The following is a 21,845-nucleotide window of genomic DNA, read 5'->3' as shown; positions in this document are numbered from 1 at the left end:
GTTTTTTTCATATTTCCTTCATTTTTACGTGTAACCCCCACGCTAAACTATTAACATACCGCAAATGACTAATTTTTAACTATATAGCCGATATTCTATGCCGTTATATAGCCATCAAAATGTGATGATTTTTTTACTCGACGTTGAGCTAAGCGAAAATTTAAATGAATAAACAAAAACGCCATACCACACTAACCCGTTCTGCCATTTTCATTGCCGTGATTATTGCTGCTGGCGCTGGGTGGTATTTTTACTCTCAGCACAATCAAGCCAATACCACGCCAAATAAGGCCAATAGTAAACCATCGGCTCGTCCAAACCGTGTTCTTGCTCCAGTTCAATTCGCTAATGCACAAGAAAAAATCGTACCACGTTACTTATCAGGCTTAGGGACCGTACAAGCCGCCAATATGGTCACCGTCACTAGCAGAGTGGAAGGACAGTTAATGTCCTTGCATTTTGTTGAAGGCCAGCAAGTCAAAGCTGGCGATTTATTGGCTGAAATTGATCCGCGTCCTTTTGAAGTGCAACTCGCACAGGCAGAAGGACAACTAGCGAAAGATAAAGCAACTTTGGCGAATGCACGCTTAGATCTCAATCGTTACCAAAAATTAGCAGGCACTAAAGTGATTTCGCAACAAGAGCTTGATAACCAAAAATCTTTGGTTCTGCAATCTGAAGGCAGCATTAAAGCCGATCAAGCTGCTGTAGATAGCGCTAAGTTGCAACTGACTTATAGTAAAATCACCGCCCCTATTTCAGGCCGTGTAGGCTTAAAACAAGTTGATGTAGGTAATTTTATTTCGGCAGGTACAACCACCCCCATTGTCGTGATCACCCAAACTCAACCTGCTGATGTGCTATTTGCGCTCCCTGAAGGTGATATCCCTGCGATACAAAAAGCACAGTCATCAGGCCAGCCTGTCATCGTCGAAGCGTGGGATAGAAATAATATTGCGATGATCAGTGAAGGTTATCTGTTAAGCACTGATAACCAAATTGATGCAGCAACAGGAACATTAAAAATGAAAGCTCGCTTCACTAATGATGCCCAGAGCTTATTTCCTAACCAATTCGTTAATATTAAAATGCAGATAGAGACTTTGCAAAATGCGGTTGTGATCCCCACAGCAGCACTGCAAATGGGTAATGAAGGCCATTATGTTTGGGTTTTGAGTGACGATAACCGTGTTAGTAAGCAATCTGTCACCGTCGGTATGCAAGACAGTAAGCAAGTCGTCATTGAAAGTGGCCTTGCAGCTGATACTAAAGTCATTACTGATGGTGTCGACCGTTTAACTGATGGAACAAGCGTTGAAGTGGTTAATAGTGACAACGTCACTAAACCCGTTGAGCCTCAGAAAAATAGCGCGGAGAAAGCCTAATGCAACCTGGGATCCAAAAAGGTGGCGGCCCTTCTCGCTTATTTATTTTACGTCCTGTTGCGACAACGTTATTTATGGTGGCGATCCTATTAGCTGGGATCATTGGCTATCGTTTTCTACCCGTTTCCGCGTTACCTGAAGTTGATTACCCAACCATTCAAGTCATCACACTCTACCCTGGCGCCAGCCCAGAAGTCATGACATCAGCCGTGACGGCTCCATTAGAAACACAATTTGGCCAAATGTCTGGTTTAAAACAGATGTCGTCACAAAGCTCTGGCGGTGCTTCCGTGATCACATTAATGTTTCAACTGACATTGCCATTAGAGGTTGCAGAACAAGAAGTACAAGCTGCGATTAACTCGGCTTCGAGTTTATTACCTTCTGACTTACCGTACCCACCGATTTATAACAAAGTTAACCCAGCGGATCCCCCTGTCTTAACACTTGCAGTCACCTCTGATGCAATACCACTGACACAAGTGCAAGACATGATTGAAAATCGCATCGCGCAAAAAATTTCGCAAGTGAATGGTGTTGGTCTTGTTACCCTCGCTGGTGGCCAGCGCCCTGCTGTACGGGTGAGTTTAAATCCTCAAGCTATGGCAGCAAAAGGATTAGACAGCGAAACTATTCGTACCGCAATTAATAACGCAAACGTCAATTCGGCTAAAGGTAGCTTTGATGGCCCAACACGTGCTGTAACGCTTTCCGCGAATGACCAAATGAAATCTTTGGATGATTATCGCCACCTAATTGTCGCCTATCAAAATGGCGCACCGGTACGGCTCGGTGATATTGCAACCATCCAGCAAGCGGCTGAGAACGCTTATTTAGGGGCGTGGGCAAATACACAGCAAGCGATTGTCATTAATGTTCAGCGTCAACCTGGCGCTAATGTTATTGAAACAACCGATACTATTCGTAATTTACTCCCTGAATTGATTGAGACGTTACCAAAGTCAGTTGATGTTAAGATTTTAACGGATAGAACTAGCACCATTCGCGCATCTGTTAGTGATGTTCAATTTGAACTAATGCTCGCTATCGCATTAGTTGTGATGGTGATTTATCTATTCCTACGTAATGGAATAGCAACGTTGATCCCCGGTATTGCCGTGCCACTTTCTCTGGTTGGTACGTTTGCCGTGATGTATTTTTGCGGTTTTTCCGTTAATAACCTAACCTTAATGGCTCTCACTATTGCGACGGGTTTTGTGGTCGATGACGCTATTGTCGTTATTGAAAATATCTCCCGTTACCTTGAGCAAGGCGATAAACCGATTGTTGCAGCATTAAAAGGTGCGGGAGAAATTGGCTTTACGATTATTTCACTGACCTTCTCATTAGTTGCTGTATTGATACCGTTATTGTTCATGGGGGACATTGTTGGGCGGTTATTTAGAGAATTTGCAATCACCCTTGCGGTGGCTATTCTCATTTCAGCTGTCGTTTCATTAACGCTCACTCCCATGATGTGCGCTCGTTTACTGAAACCTGAATCAGAGCATAAACACAATCGTTTTGAGCTAGCTTGTGAGCGCTTCTTTGATGGTATGATTGCATGGTATGCCATTTGGTTAAAACGTGTCCTCAATCACCGTTGGTTAACACTTTCGGTTGCTATCGGTACCCTTGTTTTAACTGTATTACTATACCTGTGGATCCCTAAAGGTTTCTTTCCATTACAAGACAATGGCATTATTCAAGGTACGATTGAAAGCCGTCAATCCATCTCTTTCTCGGCAATGTCGCAAAAACAGCAAGAAGTGGCTGAGAAATTACTCTCTGATCCTGCAGTCGATAATATTACTACCTATGTTGGAATCGATGGTACTAATCCAACCCTTAATAATGGGCGCATCCAAATTACCTTAAAACCGCTAGATGAGCGCCCTGACCGTGTAAGTACGATTATCCCTCGCTTACAAGAAATTGCAGATAGCGTATCGGGTGTCACACTGTATTTACAACCCATGCAAGATCTGACGATTGATACCCAATTAGCACGAACGCAATACCAATTTACACTGCAAGCAGGCTCTCTAGAAGAGTTGAGTCTGTGGGTACCAAAACTATTAACTGAATTGAACAAACAGCCTGAGCTGGTTGATGTCAGCAGCGATTGGCAAGACCAAGGCTTAGTGGCTTATGTCAATGTTGATAGAGACACTGCGAGCCGCTTCGGTATCTCGATGTCAGCCATTGATAATGCATTATATAATGCATTTGGCCAGCGCATGATCTCGACTATTTACACCCAATCGAATCAATATCGCGTCATTATTGAGCACAATACCCAAACTCGTAATGGTATAGACGCCTTAAATGACGTTCGCCTCAAGGGTACGGATGGTGCAATCGTGCCTTTAAGTACTTTAGTCAATATCCAAGAAGGTTATGGGCCGCTAGCAATCAACCATCTTGACCAATTCCCAGCGGCAACCTTCTCTTTTAACCTAGCAGACGGGGCATCCTTAGAATCAGCGGTCAATGCAGTCAAAAATGCCGAAACACAAATTGAAATGCCAAGATCGATTACCACTCAATTCCAAGGGGCAACTTTAGCATTTGAGGCTGCATTGAGCAGTACGGTTTGGCTGATCGCCGCTGCAATTGTCGCCATGTATATTGTACTAGGTATTTTATATGAGAGTTTTATTCATCCAATTACTATCCTCTCAACCCTACCTACAGCGGGTGTTGGTGCGCTATTAGCTTTAATGATGGCAGGTAGTGAGCTAGACGTGATCGCTGTCATTGGTATTATTTTGCTGATAGGAATAGTGAAAAAGAATGCGATTATGATGATTGACTTCGCATTAGCAGCCGAACGCGAACAAGGTATGTCACCGCGAGAAGCAATTTATCAAGCTTGTTTACTCCGTTTCCGACCTATTTTAATGACCACTATGGCCGCTTTATTAGGTGCATTACCTTTAATGTTAAGTTCAGGGGTCGGTGCCGAGCTACGCCAACCATTAGGGATTTGTATGGTTGGAGGGTTGATCATGAGCCAAATACTCACTTTGTTTACCACCCCAGTGATTTACCTGTTATTTGATAGCTTAGCAAGTAATATCAAGGCTCACCGACAAAACCGTAAGCAACAGGTGTCATAATGAAGCGCTTTTTCGCCTTATTTATCAGTCGTCCCGTTGCCACAACCTTAATTAGTGTTGCTATCTCGCTATGTGGTGCACTCAGTTTTATGTTCTTACCTGTGGCACCATTGCCACAGGTTGATTACCCTGTGATAAACGTGACAGCGTCACTATCCGGCGCATCACCTGAAACGATGGCTTCTTCAGTTGCAACTCCTCTTGAGCGCTCATTAGGTAGCATCGCAGGGATCAGTGAAATGACCTCCAGTAGCTCTCTAGGGCGCACCACAATCACCCTTGAATTCAACCTTGATAAAGATATTAATAATGCAGCCCGTGAAGTACAGGCTGCTATCAACGCAGCCCAAAGTTTGCTACCTAGCGGTATGCAAAGTAAGCCTCGTTACTACAAATCAAACCCTTCCGATGCCCCCATCATGATTTTAACCTTAACCTCAAAAACCATGAGTACCGGTGAAATTTATGATATTGCCTCAACACGTTTATCACAGCGTATTGCACAAATCGAAGGCGTCAGTGAAGTGTCTGTTGGTGGTGGTTCATTACCTGCCGTGCGGGTCGAACTCAACCCTACCGCCCTATTTAATCAAGGCGTTTCCCTTGATAAAGTTCGTTCTGCCATTAATAGTGCTAACGTGCGTCAGCCTCAAGGATACATCAATGATGATGATAGACGTTGGCAGGTGCAAACCAATGATGAACTGAAAAAAGCGGCCGATTACCGTCCTATTATTGTTCACTATCAAAACGGCAATGCTGTTAAATTAAGCGATGTTGCCAATGTTAAAGACTCGGTACAAGATGTCCGTACCGCAGGTATGTCTGGCGGTGAACCCGCTATTTTGATAGTGATCCGCCGAGAGGCTGGTGCAAATATTATTGAAACCGTCAATCGTATTCGTGCTGAGTTACCTGAATTTCAAGATATGATCCCCGCGGCAATTGATTTAAAAGTTGCTCAAGATAGAACCCCAACCATTCGTGCATCGTTAGTCGAAGTTGAACGCGCATTAATCATTGCTATCGCGTTGGTGATCTTAGTCGTTTTACTGTTTTTGCGTTCAGGTCGAGCAACATTAATACCCGCCATTGCCGTTCCTGTCTCATTGATTGGCACATTTACGGCTATGTACCTGTGTGGCTTCAGCCTCAATAACTTATCACTCATGGCTCTGACCGTTGCCACTGGATTTGTGGTTGATGATGCCATCGTAGTCCTAGAGAACATTTCACGGCATATCGAAAATGGTAGTCGGCCATTTATTGCCGCCGTCAGAGGCGTCAGTGAAGTTGGCTTTACCGTCGTTTCCATGAGTGTTTCTTTAGTGGCTGTATTTATCCCATTACTATTAATGGAAGGGTTAGTTGGCCGCTTGTTCCGCGAGTTTGCCATCACCCTAGCCACAGCAATTAGTATCTCGCTAATTATTTCGTTAACACTCACACCAATGATGTGTGCCTATTTGCTAAAAAAACGTGATATCAAAAAGACCGATAAACAAGGTATTACAGCGCGTTGCTTATTACGCGCACAACAAAGCTATGGTCTCATATTAAATTGGGTGTTATCGCATAAACGAAGTGTGTTAGCGATCTTATTCGCGACTATTGGTTTAAATATCTATCTATATATCGCGATCCCAAAAACGTTCTTCCCTGAACAAGATACAGGCCGTTTACTGGGTTTTGTTCGTGCGGATCAAAGCATTTCATTTCAAGCAATGAAAGAAAAGATGACCCGTTTTATGCAAGAGGTAAATGCAGATCCTGCGGTTGATAGCGTGACAGGTTTTACAGGTGGTAGCCGCGTCAATAGTGGTTCAATGTTTATTTCATTAAAGCCTTTGGATGAACGCAAAGAAAGTGCGAATGCAGTCATTAACCGATTGCGTATTAAATTAGCCAAAGAACCCGGCGCTAACCTATTTATGATGCCAGTACAAGATATTCGAGTAGGAGGTCGACAATCCAATGCCAGCTACCAGTACTCTCTGCTTGCTGATGAACTAAATACGCTACGTGAATGGGAGCCTGCTATACGTAAAGCCATTGCCGATCTGCCACAAGTGACTGATGTGAACTCAGATAAAGAAGATAAAGGCGCTGAGATGGCGATCACCTATGACAGAGATTTGATGGCACAGCTGGGCATAGACGTACGTGAGGCGAATGATTTGCTCAATAATGCGTTTGGCCAGCGCCAAATTTCAACTATCTATGAGGCGATGAACCAATATAAAGTCGTGATGGAAGTTGCGCCTGAATATACACAAGATGTCAGCGCCTTGGATAAAATGTTTGTTATCAACAAGACTGGTGAGGCTATTCCACTATCTTACTTTGCCCGTTGGCAGCCTGCCAATGCGCCATTAAGTGTTAACCATCAAGGTTTATCCGCTTCATCAACCATTGCTTTCAACTTAGCAGAAGGTTACACCCTTGATCAAGCGATGTCCGCTATCGAGAAAACCATGACTGCGCTAGGTGTCCCCTCCAATATTCGCGGTTCATTTGCAGGTACCGCCCAAGTGTTCCAAGACACATTAAAATCACAGCTATTCCTAATTTTTGCTGCAATCATCACCGTGTATTTGGTACTGGGTATCCTTTATGAAAGCTATATTCATCCACTGACCATTTTATCCACTTTACCTTCTGCTGGCGTCGGTGCATTACTCGCCTTAGAATTGTTTAATACACCGTTCAGTTTGATTGCGCTTATTGGGATCATGCTGTTAATTGGTATCGTCAAGAAAAACGCCATCATCATGGTAGATTTCGCTATCCATGCACAGCGTAACCAAGGTTTAACCGCACGAGAAGCTATCTTCCGCGCCAGTATGTTACGTTTTAGGCCGATTTTAATGACAACATTGGCTGCGATTTTTGGTGCTCTTCCTCTTGCTTTAGGCAGTGGAGATGGTGCTGAGTTACGTCAACCTCTTGGTATCACTATTGTTGGTGGGTTAGTGATGAGCCAATTATTAACGTTATTTACTACACCTGTAGTTTATTTGTGTTTTGATCAACTCAGACAGCGTTTTTCGAAACAACAGCGTGATCCTAAGCACGCCAAGGCGTAAATGATGAAATTTAGATTTAGCAGCGTCAGCACCCGATTATTTCTGGCTATTTTTGCCACTTGTCTACTGCTAGTGGTCATTATGCACCAAGGTGTTCGCTTAAGCTTTCAACATGGGTTTATTGACTATATTAAAGAGAATGATCAACAACGTGCCGAATTGATCGCTGATGCCCTTGCTGAACAATATGATGAGACAGGTAGCTGGCGTTTCTTGATCCGTAATGAGCGAGTGTTTTTTAATATATTACGCAGTATTGAACACCACCAGCGCTCACTGCCGCCATCCAAACCTAAAGGTTGGCGCTCCTATTTTTGGGTATATGACAACGAAAACCGGCTGATATTAGGTCGTAATGTTCCGTTACCTAATGACATTCTCCGCCAGCCCGTTGTCACTTCAGATGGCAAAACAGTGGGATGGGTGATTGCCAGTTATGGCGATGGGATCAGCAATGAGATAGACCGCCGTTTCGATGAACAACAGATGATGACCAGTTGGTTAATTGCTGGTTTATCATTAATTGTCGCGTTAATCGCCACAATTTTATTAGCTCGTGGTTTTTTAAAACCCATAAAAAGATTGTTGGATGGGACCAACCAATTAGCGAATGGCGATTTCTCCACCCGCGTTACTGAGGTCGGTCGCGATGAGCTCGGTCAACTCGCCAAAGATTTTAACCATCTCGCATCAACACTCGAAAAAAATGAACATATGCGTCGTGATTACATGGCAGATATTTCGCATGAATTACGTACCCCACTCTCGGTATTGCAAGGTGAACTTGAGGCCGTACAAGATGGCGTACGCCAAGCAACGCCTGAGACTATCAGCTCTTTACTCGCGGAAACCCATACGTTAATTAAGTTAGTTAACGACTTACATCAATTATCTTTATCCGATAGAGGATCACTCGTCTATCGCCTTCAATCAGCGGATATTATTCCCTTGATTGATATGGTCATCGGTCAAGTACGTTGGCGTTTGGAAGAGAAGCAGATCACAGTGGAAACACATTTGCCAAATCAACAAATTATCAATATCGACCCTGATCGCATTTTGCAATTACTTTATAATTTAATGGAAAATAGCCTACGCTATACCGACGCGAACGGAAAAATCATCATTCGAGCCGTTATTGAACATAATCAATTTTCACTATATTGGGAAGACAGTGCTCCCGGCCTAACTAGCGAACAATGTAGCCATCTTTTTGAGCGATTTTATCGCGCAGAGGGATCGCGCAGTCGCGCTAGTGGCGGTTCTGGCCTCGGTTTAGCAATTTGCTATAATATTATTGAAGCACACAAAGGTAGCATACAAGCCAGCGCTTCCCCATTAGGTGGAGTATGTATTGCTATCCATTTACCGTTGAAACAAAAGGAAAATGAACAGTGACAGTGTTAGAGCCTTCAAGTGCGAATGTACTGGTTGTTGAAGACGAACCGAAACTCGGTCAACTACTTTATGACTACCTTCAAGCTGCTGGATACCAACCTTCACTATTACAACGGGGTAATGAAGTAATTGATTATGTTAAACAGCACCAGCCAGATATCATTCTACTCGACCTCATGTTACCTGGCATGGATGGGTTAACCATCTGTCGCGAGTTACGTAAATTTTGTGAAATCCCGATTATTATGGTCACCGCCAAAACCGAAGAGATCGACCGCTTACTTGGTTTAGAAATCGGCGCTGATGATTATATCTGTAAACCTTTTAGTCCTAGAGAAGTGGTGGCTCGGGTAAAAACCATTTTACGTCGCTGCCAACATACAACGACACCCGATAAACAGAAAACCCAGTTAATTATTGATGAAAGCGCATTCCAAGTCCGTTATGGTGATCAACTACTTGAGTTAACACCCGCTGAGTTTCGACTGGTTAAGTTTTTATCAGATAATTCGGGAACCGTGTTCTCACGCGATCAACTGCTCGATATTTTGTACGATGATCACCGAATTGTCACGGATAGAACCATTGATAGTCATGTCAAAAACCTACGCCGAAAACTGGAATCACTTGATAATGAAAAAACCTTTATTCGTTCTATTTATGGTTTAGGTTATCGATGGGATGAAGTCTAAACTGATGACTCAATGTCAGTACATTTTGTAGGGAATACTTTAATTTTCTTGCAAACAGCGCTAAAATCGCCTCCCTTAAAAAGGCTTCCTCATAAGAAGGAAGTACTGACTTGACATCAGACTGAGAACAAATATGTTTACTCCAGAATTATTATCACCAGCCGGTTCTTTAAAGAACATGCGTTATGCATTCGCATATGGCGCAGATGCCGTTTATGCAGGGCAACCGCGTTATAGCCTCCGTGTACGTAATAACGAATTCAACCATGAAAACCTAGCCAAAGGGATCCAAGAAGCCCATGATCTTGGCAAAAAATTCTATGTTGTCGTTAATATTGCGCCACACAATGCAAAGCTGAAAACCTTTATTCGTGATTTAACCCCTGTTATTGAAATGGGACCTGACGCACTGATTATGTCCGATCCGGGGCTGATCATGATGGTACGCGAAGCATTTCCTAAAATGGATATTCACTTATCGGTACAAGCAAACGCAGTTAACTGGGCATCGGTAAAATTCTGGAAACAGATGGGACTTACTCGGGTTATTTTATCTCGTGAGCTTTCTCTCGAAGAGATCGCTGAAATCCGTAAACAAGTTCCAGATATCGAACTCGAAGTGTTTGTCCACGGTGCGCTTTGCATGGCTTACTCAGGCCGCTGCTTACTGTCTGGTTACATCAATAAACGTGACCCTAACCAAGGCACTTGTACCAATGCTTGTCGTTGGGAATACAAAGTCGAAGAAGGTAAACAAGATGATGTGGGCAATATCGTTCATGTACATGAACCGATCCCTGTCAAAAATGTTGCACCAACCCTAGGTGAAGGCGCACCGACTGATAAAGTCTTTATGATTGAAGAAGCCAAGCGTCCGGGCGAATATATGACCGCCTTCGAAGACGAACATGGTACTTATATTATGAACTCTAAAGATTTACGTGCGATTGAACATGTAGAAAATCTGACTCAAATGGGAGTTCATTCATTAAAAATTGAAGGTCGTACTAAATCCTTTTATTACTGCGCACGCACTGCACAAGTATACCGCCGTGCAATTGATGACGCCGTCGCAGGTAAGCCGTTTGATCCGACATTACTGTCAACCTTAGAGGGCTTAGCACATCGTGGTTACACTGAAGGTTTTTTACGTCGTCATACTCACGATGCTTACCAAACCTATGAATATGGCTATTCTGTCTCTGAAACCCAGCAGTTCGTCGGTGAATTTACCGGTAAGCGTATTAATGGCCTTGCAGAAGTGGATGTTAAAAATAAATTTAGCCTAGGTGATAGCTTAGAATTGATGACTCCTGCGGGAAATATTGTCTTTACCCTTGATGCATTACAAAACCGTAAAGGCGAAGCTATTGACGTTGCGCCGGGTAATGGCCATATCGTTTATTTACCTGTGCCTGATGATGTTGATGTGAATTTTGGTTTGTTGATTCGTAATTTACCGGGTACAACTACCCGCTCTCCACACCAATCAGAAACGACAACTCATGCTTAATTAGCGATTAGTGCGCTAGTCACCGTTAATGCTAGAAATCATTAATTTAATTAATTGAATTTCTAGCATTTTTTATCTTTCACAATGAAATTATCCGCAACAAAAACCACTATAACAATTGATAATCATTCTCAAAAATCGCATTGAGCCGTTAAAATGTATTTAATATCCATTTTTATGCAATAGATCACAACAATTAGCTATTCAATATCGTATAGTCACTCTCGAAAATGAAGAACTAGAAAGTCATAAAGTAAGACTAGGAACCACCTCCTTGGCTGGCTCAATCTCCCTTGAGCTAGCCATTTCTTTTTTGCACTCCACAAAATATATCATCAACATAATCGCTCAATGTGACTATTTATTAATTCTTGATTGAGACTATACTTTTATATTCTAAATGAACTCGAAGTACAGCTAGAGGAAAAACGCTGTAATTTGAAGTATAACGAGTACAACCGTATTTTCTTCTTTCAAGGAATATCATGCCTACTCATAAACAACATAGCGCCCTCATTATTCTTAATAGTAAACAATCAGCCAATCCAGAACTCAAAAAAGCGGTTTACCAACTACGTGAAGAAGGCCATAACATTTTGGTACGCATTCCTTGGGAAGTCAGTGAGCTGCCAATGTACCTTAATGAAGCTGTCAACCAAGGAATAGAGACTATCATCGCCGGTGGTGGCGATGGCACAATAAATGCGGTAGCCAGTGCATTAATGCAGCTACCTGAAACACAGCGCCCCGCCATCGGTGTCCTTCCATTAGGCACTGCTAATGATTTTGCAAACAGTGCCAATATCCCAATGGATATACACGCCGCCTTGTCATTAGCAGTAAAAGGTAAATCATTTGCGATAGATATTGCTAGGGTTAACCATCAATCGTTTTTTATGAATATGGCAACAGGCGGCTTTGGGACACGTATCACGACAGAAACCCCTGAAGCATTAAAATCTGCTCTCGGCGGCGCAGCCTATGTCATTAACGGCTTACTACGACCTGATACACTCAAAACAGATACCTGTAAAATTGAAACAGAACACTTTAGCTGGGAAGGCGAAACCTTAGTCGTCGCAGTCGGTAATGGAAAACAAGCAGGTGGCGGGCAATTATTAACCCCTGATGCTCTGATCAACGATGGTCAATTGAATTTATTGGTTGTACCTGCTCGTGATGTGATCCCTGCCCTACTCACCAATTTGTTCTCCAGTGAGAAAAATCAGCATTTAATTGAAAAAACAAGTTGTTGGGTAAAAATTTCTTCACCGCATAAAATGGTGTTTAATTTAGATGGCGAGCCCCTTTCGGGTGAAACATTCACCTTTGAATTACTACCTGAAGCGATCCACTGCCGATTACCGCCTCAATGTGGCTTGTTATCTTAAATTTAATGATTAACATCCCTTAGACTTTGTTAAATGGAGGAAGTCATGACTGATATTGCCAAGCTGTTAGGTTCCGAAGCATCCACTCTTTTAGACCACCGTTGCCAAACCATTCCTCGTGAAAATATTTACTTGCCGGGTTCTGACTTTGTTGACCGTGTTATGATCGACAATAATCGTCCCAATAGTGTTCTTCGCTCAATGCAAACTCTGTTTAATCATGGGCGCTTAGCAGGTACAGGCTATCTTTCTATCCTTCCTGTAGACCAAGGCGTAGAGCATTCTGCGGCGGCATCATTTGCGGCAAACCCTCTCTATTTCGATCCAAAAAACATTGTTGAATTAGCGATTGAAGCAGGCTGTAACTGTGTTGCTTCGACTTATGGTGTACTGGCTTCCGTTTCACGCCGTTATGCACATAAAATTCCATTTTTAGTTAAGCTAAATCATAATGAAACGCTAAGCTACCCTGCTCAATATGATCAAACATTGTATGCCAGCGTCGAACAAGCCTTTGAAATGGGTGCCGTTGCCGTTGGAGCGACAATCTATTTCGGTTCAATTGAATCACGCCGCCAAATTGAAGAAATTTCTGCGGCATTTGAACGCGCACATGAACTCGGTATGGTAACCGTGTTATGGGCCTATTTACGTAATCCTGCATTTAAAAAAGACGGTGTGGACTATCATTCAAGTGCGGACTTAACTGGTCAAGCCAACCATATCGCAGCAACCATTGGTGCTGATATTGTAAAACAGAAAATGGCTGAAAATAACGGGGGTTATAAAGCCATTGGGTTTGGTCATACTGATGAACGCGTCTACACTAAACTGACCACAGATAACCCTATCGATCTCGTTCGCTATCAATTAGCAAATTGCTATATGGGGCGTGCTGGGTTGATTAACTCAGGTGGAGCCGCAGGACAAAATGATTTAAGTGAATCGGTACGTACCGCTGTTATCAATAAACGTGCAGGTGGTATGGGTCTGATCTTAGGTCGTAAAGCATTTAAAAAGTCGATGCAAGAAGGTGTGGCACTGATTAATGCCGTACAAGATGTTTACCTCAGCAAAGAAGTTACTATCGCTTAATTAATACTTAAAAGGCCCTCAAACACAAAGGGCCTTTTAATGACTTACCACCATGCATGAAAATGGTGCACAGGGCCAATACCTGAGCCGACTTCTAAACTATCCGCCTGTTCTAATGCTGCCTGTAAATAAGCTTTTGCTTCAGGTATAGTCGCTGACCAGTCAGTAAAACGAGGCCTTAATGCAGCAAGCGCTGCTGATAAGGTACATCCTGTCCCATGAGTGTGCCGCGTATTAACTCTTGGGGAGGTAAAACGCCATTCTCCATTAGGGGTAATTAGCCAATCAGGGCTCTGTGCGTCACTTAGATGCCCGCCTTTCATTAATACGGCCTTACACCCCATTTTAAGTAGCCGCTGACCTTGGTTTAACATTTCATTCTCTGTCTTAGCTACAGGCTCATCAAGTAAGGCCGCTGCTTCAGGTAAATTAGGTGTGATCAACGATACTAGTGGTAGTAACTCATGTCTCATTGCATCTACCGCATCTGGAAGTAATAGTGGATCACCACTTTTAGCAACCATAACGGTATCTAATACTACATGGGGAATACTATATTGCTTAAGGGCATCGACGACGACAGAAATCACTTCTTGATTAAATAGCATACCTATTTTTGCACTATCAATGCGGATGTCACTTAGCACTGATTCAAGTTGCGCAGCCACAAAACTACCGGGGAGTTTATGTACCGATTGCACACCGCGAGTATTTTGCGCAACCAATGCTGTCATAACACTGGTACCATAGGCACCGAGCGCAGAAAATGTTTTCAAATCGGCTTGGATCCCCGCACCACCAGATGGGTCGGTTCCTGCAATGGTTAACGCATTGATTCTCATGAAATGTCACTCCTAAAGCACAGAGTAAGGAGTGGTCATATTGGAAGGGTTATTATTGACGCTTCCGACTTCCCTACGCTGGCATTATCCAGATCAGGTAATACGGGTGCTTCTCAGTCTTTATCGACGCCCCGAGCCAAAACTACTTGATTAGTATCGCACTTTTTCTCATAACAAACTACTGCCGTTATCTCTTAATCGCCATAGCACAGCCAAAAAATGCAATATCTTGTATACAAATACCAATACAATTAAGACGAACACCACTATTAGATAAACTAAATTAGTGCTGTTATATCACATCTAGGTAATCTAAAATAATTAGTAAGCATAACGTTTTGTGAGAAATAATATTCATTCTCACTATTAATATTTCAACCTATAACATAAGACGTGCATTAACCTGAATCGGATTTACAATGAGAGTTAACAAAAAATTGCAGCTAGCTGTAGGAGCCTCCTTTTTGATTGCTTCTTCTGTCTGCGCCGCTTCATCAACCTCAACAGAACAGCCATCTGAGGGGCTATGGGATAAATTTACCCGAAATGTCAGTACCACATGGGATTCAGATCAATATGAGCTGTATCTCCCAGTATTAACCTGGCATAACCGCTTTACTTACGATAAAGAAAAAACTGATAGCTATAATGAAAATCCATGGGGCTTTGGGCTTGGTAAGTATCGCTACGATGAAGATAATGATTGGCATGCACTATACGCCATGGCATTTATGGACTCACATAATAAAGTGGAGCCAATTGTCGGCTATGGTTTCCAAAAGATGTGGGTACCCGGTGAATTAGATGGTTTTAGAATGGGTGCAGGTTTCACATTAAGTGTTACCGCAAGGGATGATTATTATTATATTCCGATCCCAGTACCGCTACCGCTGGTTTCTGTCGAGTATGACAAGCTATCGTTGCAGGCAACCTATATACCAGGAACTTATAATAACGGTAACGTGTTATTTGCATGGCTGCGTTGGCAGTGGTAACTGCTTAACTTTATTTGCTAAATAAAAATGGCCGATGACGATTATCGCATCGGCCGTTTTATTGATTGTTACTGTGTTAATTGCGTTTTCTTATCCGCATTTTCTTGTTTTTTCGCACCTGAAAACTGATAGCCAACCCACAGAACAGCAATCCATACTGGCATAATTAGCACAGATATTCTTAAACCATCCATCATTAAGATAATAATTAATATCAACGCTAAAAACGCTAAACATAAGTAGTTGCCGAATGGATACCAGATACTTTTAAATTTAGTTTCAATCCCTTGTCTGTTCATCTCTGCTCTAAATTTTAAGTTAGAGATACAGATCATGATCCAGTTAAGCACCAACGTGGTCACAACCAATGTCATCAGTAACTCAAATGCTTTACCTTCCATGATAAAGTTAATCAAAATACCGCCAGATGTTGCGATCCCTGACACAATTAATGCCATGACCGGTACGCCACCTTTGTTGATTTTGGCAAGAAATTTCGGGGCATTTTGTTGTTGAGCTAAACCGAATAACATACGGCTAGTACAGTATGCAGCACTGTTATAGACAGAAAGCGCGGCAATCAAAATAATGACGTTTAACGCATTCGCCACTAACATGTCACCTAATTCATGGAAAATCAGGACAAATGGACTCGTTTTGCCATCTAAGTTAACCCATGGATAAAGTGCCAACAGTACGGTCAATGAGCCAATGTAGAAAATAAGGATACGATAAACAACTTGGTTGATCGCTTTTGGGATGCTTTTTTCAGGCTCTTCTGCTTCTGCTGCGGTGATCCCAACCAATTCTAATCCACCAAAAGAGAACATAATAATCGCCAATGCCATTAAGAGCCCAATAAAATCATTGGCAAAAAAGCCACCATGCTCCCATAAATTGGTGATACTCGCTTGTGGTCCACCTTTGCCACTAAACAGCAAATAACAGCCAAATATAATCATGGCAATAACCGCGATCACTTTGATGAGAGCAAACCAAAATTCTGTTTCACCATAAGAGCGAACGTTGACTAAGTTAACTGCATTAACCGCAATAAAAAATACCGCAGCGGAAACCCAAATAGGCAATTCAGGCCACCAGCGGCGCATATATTCACCTGCGGCGGTGAGTTCGGTCATTCCAACAAGAATGAACATAAACCAATAGTTCCAACCTGATAGAAAACCAGCGAAACCACCCCAGTACTTAAATGCAAAATGACTAAATGAACCGGCAACAGGCTCTTGAACAATCATTTCACCCAGCTGACGCATAATTAAAAAGGCAATAAACCCACATAATGCATACCCTAACAATACCGAAGGGCCTGCCATCTTTATAGTTGTTGCGATACCGAGAAACAGCCCTGTACCAACTGCTCCTCCTAAAGCAATCAACTGGATATGCCTATTCTTTAACCCACGCTTTAGCGTCTGCTGCTCTTGCGCCATAACTTTACCCTTATCATCCTATTACTTGCTTGTTATCTCTATTTATTGAGTTAAGCATACAAGTTTATTTGAATTTTGTTATTAACAACACCACTTAAAGATGTTCCCTGCTGGATCAGCAAACCTATCTGATTAAAAGTTGATAGTTTGTGATAAAAAACAGAAGTAGCACAGTATGGCGTATTAGAGGGTAAAATCAAAACGGTAATAAGTCAGTTATTTGACATATTCCAAATATAAAGTTTTCACCACCTTGATCACACAACCTATCCATCGCTAATAGATATAAAAAAACACAAGCTATCACAGCAAAAATAGCGATGACCAATTTGTATTTCAACCAATTTCTCCTTCAATACAAAAAATATTTATATATATTTTTCAAACAATTACACAGCATCCAAAGATAAAGAACATCATCCTAGTAACTAATGTATAACTTTTTAATATTTAATTTTACAGTAACCATTATTTGGAAATTTGAGGAAAATACGTGATTCATAGCAATTTTTGTATTTATGCTCACTTTTCACACTAATTAATAAAAAAACTGCCTAACTGGCTTTTTTTTCATCGATTTACAGCTAATACCGCACAACCAGCCTTTGTCATGTTCAAACGAAGTTGTGTATACTTCAGCTACTCCATTTTAATACATAAGCTGTTAACGCTGATTTTCTCAGCATATTACGATTATGTTTTTCTAATTGGGGTCTGAGTTACTACAGGCTCATGGTGAGTTTCCCAGTTCCAGTAGTACGCTCATGTTTTGGGTTCGGATAGCAGATGTTTTACTACTGTTCTTAGTAGCAAAATTGAGGAATAATGCTTTAACTCATCGAGTTAACTAAAATATTGCTGTTTTGAACAAAATTTCACATGCACAAGTCAACAACTTCAGTAATTAATTGAGATGCCACAAGATAATCATTTAGCACTTGTCTATGCTCTAAGTAAATGGATTGAGGAACACTTAGGTCGAGTTATCCATTTAGAAGAACTTGCTGCCTATTCAGGCTATTCGTTATGGCATATGCAAAAAATTTTTAAAGAAGTGACTGGAATTTCGTTGGGTAAATACATCCGTCAACGTCGTCTTGCGGGCGCGGTTAACCTGCTTAGAAACAGCGAACAATCCATTTTTGATATCGCGCTGGACTTTGGGTTTGGTTCCCAATCACATTTCACCTATATGTTCCGAAAAGAATATGGGATAACCCCGTTCGATTTTCGGCAAAATGGGGATATTGATTTAGACGTCAAAGAACCTTTGCATTTGAGCCATACTCATGATTAAAGTTATCTACTTGAATTATCTAGCTAAGTAATACTTTTCATATTTAGATAATTTACATTTAATGTAAATGGAGTAAGGTACTTCAGTAAAACATCATTAACCGGAGGCGTTGATGTCAATTAAACTGGTAGCAATTGATTTAGATGGTACTCTACTCAACTCTCAGCACCAAATCACCCCAGCAGTCAAAGATGCGGTTATACAAGCCAAAAGCAACGGTATTCACGTAGTACTTGCTTCAGGTAGACCATTTTCAGGGATCTTTCCCTATCTCCAGCAACTTGGCCTCGACAATGCATCAGATTATTGCATTAGCAATAACGGTAGTGTCATTCACCAAGCCAATGATGGAACACATTTAGTTGAAAATCTGTTAGATTTTGCTGACTACCAATATTTCGAATCTTTGGCAAACGAAGTTGGTGTGCATATGCATGTGCTCGCACAAAATACGATGTTTACTGCAAACCGCCATATCAGCCATTACACTGTGCATGATGCTTATCTAACCAATACCCCTCTGGTCTATTGCCCTGCAAATGAAATGGATCCTAGCCTAAAGTTCACTAAGTTTATGATGATTGACCAGCCAGAAAAGCTCAGTGTTGGTATCAGTTATATTCCTGAAGATACTTTTGAAAGCTATTCATTGATGAAAACCAGCCCTTATTTTCTAGAGATCTCCAGTAAAACAGCAAGCAAAGGCGCTGCTTTACAAGTGATTTGTGAAAAGTTAGCCATCACACCGGACAAAGTCATGAGTATTGGCGATCAAAATAATGATTTACAAATGCTTCAGTATGCCAAGATCCCTGTCGCGATGGGCAATGCAATTGATAATGTCCGCAATATTGCAAAATTTGTCACAGCAACGAACAATGAAGATGGTGTAGCCGTCGCATTAAATAAATTTATAAACCAACAATAATACCATAGGCAGTGTCACTCACTGCCATTTAATAAGATATTGAAATAAATCGCTAATCACTAGCACTAAGCCCCCCTATTTATCTACCTCCTAAAGTCAAATGACTGATCGAAGTCTGACGCTCCCCTCTAAATTTGATACTATCTGCGCCTTTAAAAATACTGTAATAAAAAAATATTCATTGCAAAACAAACATTACAAGCAGGTAGTAACATGTTTTCGACTAAAGATATGATAATTCTTGGGATGATGGTCTTTGCACTCTTTCTTGGTGCAGGTAATATCATTTTCCCTCCTATGGCTGGCTACCAATCAGGAACAGATTGGTTTAGCACATCACTCGGTTTTATTATTACTGGCGTTATTCTGCCTTTTATTACACTAGTGACTGTTGCTGTAAAAGGCCGTGGGGAAAGGCTTTCCGTTGATCTACCTAAATGGGTTGCTGTTATTTTTTGGGTCGCGCTATATTTGATTGTCGGTTCAACATTTGCCATGCCTAGGGTCACCAACACCGCATTTGAAATGGGATTCATTCCTTTAGGTTTTGTGGAAAAAAATATAGCCTCTCATTTAACGTTTGCATTAATTTTTAATATTTGCTCGCTATTTTTCATGCTCAAACAAGGCACCATGATCAGTGCCATCGGTAAATTTATGACACCTGCACTGCTAGTCTTATTAGTTGTTGTTGGTGTCGCTGTAGTGGTTGAGCCTCTGTCTGCGATTAATGCACCAGTGAAACAATATGCAGATTATGCCTTCTTCGGTGGAGTCATTGATGGTTATCAAACCATGGATGTTTTATCCGCCATGGCATTTGGCGGGATTGTCGCTAGAGCTTTAGCCTCTAAAAATATTACTCAGCCTCGCACAGTTGCATTTATTACCATAAAAGCTGGTTTAATTTCAGTTAGTCTATTGGCAGCGCTCTATATTTGCTTATTCTATCTTGGCGCAACAAGTGATCTCGTCGCCAATACGGCAACCAATGGCGGACAAATTTTCTCACGTTATGTTGATGCACTATTTGGTTCTGTGGGAACGTGGATCATGTGTGGGATTGTGTTGTTAGCCAGTATGACAACGTTAGTCGGTGTGACCAGTGCTTGTGCCGATTACTTTGCAACATTCCATCATCGCTTAGGTTATCGTTTTTGGGTTATATTTTTCACGCTGCTAACCACGATTGTTTCGACCTTCGGGCTAGACACCCTATTACGCGTCACCATCCCAGCGCTCCTGATGATATATCCTTCATCTGTTACAATCGTATTCCTCCAATTTGCTCGTCGCTATATGGCTGCTCCGCGGATTTCTTACGGTATCACGATCGCCGTCATTGTTTTTATGAGTCTATTGGATACGTTAAACTATTTGAAATTACTCAGTGATAATATGAAGAATTTCCTTCTTACTCATCTCCCTCTCTTTGAGCAAGGTATGGGCTGGTTAATACCGGGTATTATTGCTTGTATCATCTCACTGTTAATTGGAAAAATGTGCTCAGGTAAAACAGCGCAATTGAACAATGAAACAGTATAAATAACCTTAATGGCGCTCTTTACTGGTATTGAGCGCCACACGCCTCGTCGCTAGAAAGCAAATAATTGATCCTAACGTTACCATTAACACACCTTGCCAAAAACCAAGTGTTAGCGCGGTACTCAAGAGTATTGAAGAAAATGCCGTTGAAATCACGGGGGTAAAATAGGATAAGGTACCTAAAAATGCCACATTTCCTCTGATCACTGCCAGTGTCCATAACGCATTAGCCCCACCTGTTGCCAACGCAGCAACCAACAATAAACCGACACTCGCAAATGAAAAATCAAAAGATTTTGCGGGTTGCAAAGCAAACAAAAGCTACAAGCCTATTGATGTGACGATAAAAAATAGCACCATGCCATTATGGCCGCCAGAGATACGTTTGGTGACATTACTGTAAAATGCCCAAAAAATGGCACCCACAAAAGCCAATAAATAGCTTAAAGGGTTTCTTTTGATATTCGTTAAGATGGCCTCTACTGAAATGGGTTTATCGCCTGAAATAACCCAAACCAAGCCGACAAAAGCCAACGCTAAACCAACACCAAGCAGCCAAGTAAATTTTTGTCGATTAAAGAATACGGCTAGTGCAATAGTAAAACTTGGCCATAGATAATTTACCATACCCAATTCTATTGCTTGCTGACGGTCATCCGCTAACCCTAACGCTAATACAAAACAGATTTCATAACTGACAAATAAGAGTGTTCCCCAAAAAAGATAACGTTTAGGGTAAATATGGATTTTAGGTAATCCCATAAATAGAATTAGGATAATGGTACCAAAACTATAGATAAGCGCAGCACCACCAACAGCACCAAAGCTTTCGCTTGCACTACGAATTAAACCGACAATAGTGCTCCACAATAATATTGAGATCACACCGTAAAATGTTGCTGTATGCTCACCTAATTTCATTTTTTACTCAGTTTCAAGGTTATCTCACCATTTATTGATAAAAACCTTAAAGCTCAAACTGTTAGAAAGCAAGTATTATTAATAGTGTTTATAGAATGACAATTTTATTAGGGAAGATCTTAGTAAAAAGGCCACCTCATTTGGTGACCTCAAATTGTTGATGATGTGGGATAAAAACGTATTT

General features: G+C 41.6%; 15 protein-coding genes, 1 pseudogene and 1 riboswitch. Of the genes and pseudogenes, 12 read left to right on the top strand and 4 right to left on the bottom strand.

Annotated features, from left to right (window positions below):
- Positions 1-164 precede the first annotated feature (164 nt).
- From M1E96_RS08960 to fbaB, 8 genes are all read left to right on the top strand, one after another.
- Entirely contained in the window at positions 165-1,385 is a 1,221-nt protein-coding gene (locus tag M1E96_RS08960) for an MdtA/MuxA family multidrug efflux RND transporter periplasmic adaptor subunit (protein WP_070928384.1), read from the top strand.
- Positions 1,385-4,507 carry an MdtB/MuxB family multidrug efflux RND transporter permease subunit gene (locus M1E96_RS08955; protein ID WP_140182715.1) on the top strand — a complete coding sequence of 1,041 codons (3,123 nt, stop codon included), beginning with the start codon at positions 1,385-1,387 and terminating at the stop codon, positions 4,505-4,507. Before M1E96_RS08960 ends, M1E96_RS08955 begins: the two co-directional genes overlap by 1 nt.
- Entirely contained in the window at positions 4,507-7,593 is a 3,087-nt protein-coding gene (mdtC, locus tag M1E96_RS08950) for a multidrug efflux RND transporter permease subunit MdtC (RefSeq protein WP_272580058.1), read from the top strand. The genes M1E96_RS08955 and mdtC overlap by 1 nt, the downstream gene beginning before the upstream one ends.
- Before the next feature lie 3 nt (positions 7,594-7,596).
- Positions 7,597-8,991, top strand: a complete 1,395-nt coding sequence (gene baeS, locus M1E96_RS08945; RefSeq protein WP_272580115.1) for a two-component system sensor histidine kinase BaeS — start codon at positions 7,597-7,599, stop codon at positions 8,989-8,991.
- Positions 8,988-9,683: a two-component system response regulator BaeR gene (gene baeR, locus M1E96_RS08940; protein ID WP_070928390.1), complete on the top strand. Its 696-nt coding sequence runs from the start codon at positions 8,988-8,990 to the stop codon at positions 9,681-9,683. The genes baeS and baeR overlap by 4 nt, the downstream gene beginning before the upstream one ends.
- A 133-nt stretch (positions 9,684-9,816) precedes the next feature.
- The gene (gene yegQ / locus M1E96_RS08935) at positions 9,817-11,196 is read left to right on the top strand and encodes a tRNA 5-hydroxyuridine modification protein YegQ (RefSeq protein WP_272580057.1); all 1,380 of its coding nucleotides are present in this window, start codon (positions 9,817-9,819) and stop codon (positions 11,194-11,196) included.
- Positions 11,197-11,681: 485 nt separating this feature from the next.
- Complete coding sequence (yegS, locus tag M1E96_RS08930; RefSeq protein WP_272580056.1) at positions 11,682-12,587, top strand: lipid kinase YegS; 906 nt, start codon at positions 11,682-11,684, stop codon at positions 12,585-12,587.
- A gap of 45 nt (positions 12,588-12,632) precedes the next feature.
- Complete coding sequence (gene fbaB, locus M1E96_RS08925; RefSeq protein WP_140182707.1) at positions 12,633-13,682, top strand: class I fructose-bisphosphate aldolase; 1,050 nt, start codon at positions 12,633-12,635, stop codon at positions 13,680-13,682.
- A 44-nt stretch (positions 13,683-13,726) separates the two neighbouring features.
- On the opposite strand, the gene thiD is transcribed toward fbaB, so the two are convergent.
- The gene (gene thiD / locus M1E96_RS08920; RefSeq protein WP_272580055.1) at positions 13,727-14,524 is read right to left on the bottom strand and encodes a bifunctional hydroxymethylpyrimidine kinase/phosphomethylpyrimidine kinase; all 798 of its coding nucleotides are present in this window, start codon (positions 14,522-14,524) and stop codon (positions 13,727-13,729) included.
- A 53-nt stretch (positions 14,525-14,577) separates the two neighbouring features.
- Positions 14,578-14,668: riboswitch (TPP riboswitch) on the bottom strand.
- Between the two features lie 275 nt (positions 14,669-14,943).
- Here thiD and pagP point away from each other — a divergent pair.
- Positions 14,944-15,519 (top strand): lipid IV(A) palmitoyltransferase PagP, encoded by a 576-nt coding sequence (gene pagP / locus M1E96_RS08915; protein WP_070928401.1) that lies wholly within the window; start codon positions 14,944-14,946, stop codon positions 15,517-15,519.
- A gap of 68 nt (positions 15,520-15,587) precedes the next feature.
- Here pagP and M1E96_RS08910 read toward each other — a convergent pair whose 3' ends face one another.
- A complete protein-coding gene (locus tag M1E96_RS08910) occupies positions 15,588-16,970 on the bottom strand; it encodes an amino acid permease (RefSeq protein WP_140182703.1) in 1,383 nt (460 codons plus the stop codon).
- 196 nt (positions 16,971-17,166) lie between these two features.
- On the bottom strand, positions 17,167-17,277 hold the full coding sequence (gene mgrB / locus M1E96_RS08905; RefSeq protein ID WP_257644845.1) for a PhoP/PhoQ regulator MgrB: 111 nt from the start codon (positions 17,275-17,277) through the stop codon (positions 17,167-17,169).
- Between the two features lie 606 nt (positions 17,278-17,883).
- On the opposite strand from mgrB, the gene M1E96_RS08900 reads away from it, so the two are divergent.
- The 3 genes from M1E96_RS08900 to brnQ all read left to right on the top strand — a co-directional run bounded on the left by M1E96_RS08900 (position 17,884) and on the right by brnQ (position 20,740).
- Positions 17,884-18,267, top strand: a complete 384-nt coding sequence (locus M1E96_RS08900; protein WP_070928406.1) for a helix-turn-helix domain-containing protein — start codon at positions 17,884-17,886, stop codon at positions 18,265-18,267.
- 112 nt (positions 18,268-18,379) lie between these two features.
- On the top strand, positions 18,380-19,195 hold the full coding sequence (yidA, locus tag M1E96_RS08895; RefSeq protein ID WP_070928408.1) for a sugar-phosphatase: 816 nt from the start codon (positions 18,380-18,382) through the stop codon (positions 19,193-19,195).
- A 213-nt stretch (positions 19,196-19,408) separates the two neighbouring features.
- A complete protein-coding gene (gene brnQ, locus M1E96_RS08890) occupies positions 19,409-20,740 on the top strand; it encodes a branched-chain amino acid transport system II carrier protein (RefSeq protein ID WP_272580054.1) in 1,332 nt (443 codons plus the stop codon).
- 6 nt (positions 20,741-20,746) lie between these two features.
- Here brnQ and yddG read toward each other — a convergent pair.
- A pseudogene (gene yddG, locus M1E96_RS08885) lies at positions 20,747-21,661 on the bottom strand (aromatic amino acid DMT transporter YddG).
- Between the last annotated feature and the right edge of the window lie 184 nt (positions 21,662-21,845).

Origin of the sequence: Providencia sp. PROV236, assembly GCF_033676985.1 — a bacterium.
Lineage (GTDB): Bacteria > Pseudomonadota > Gammaproteobacteria > Enterobacterales > Enterobacteriaceae > Providencia > Providencia manganoxydans.
The sequence above is the reverse complement of the archived record's forward strand: the minus strand, read 5'-3'. Positions and strand labels throughout refer to the sequence as shown.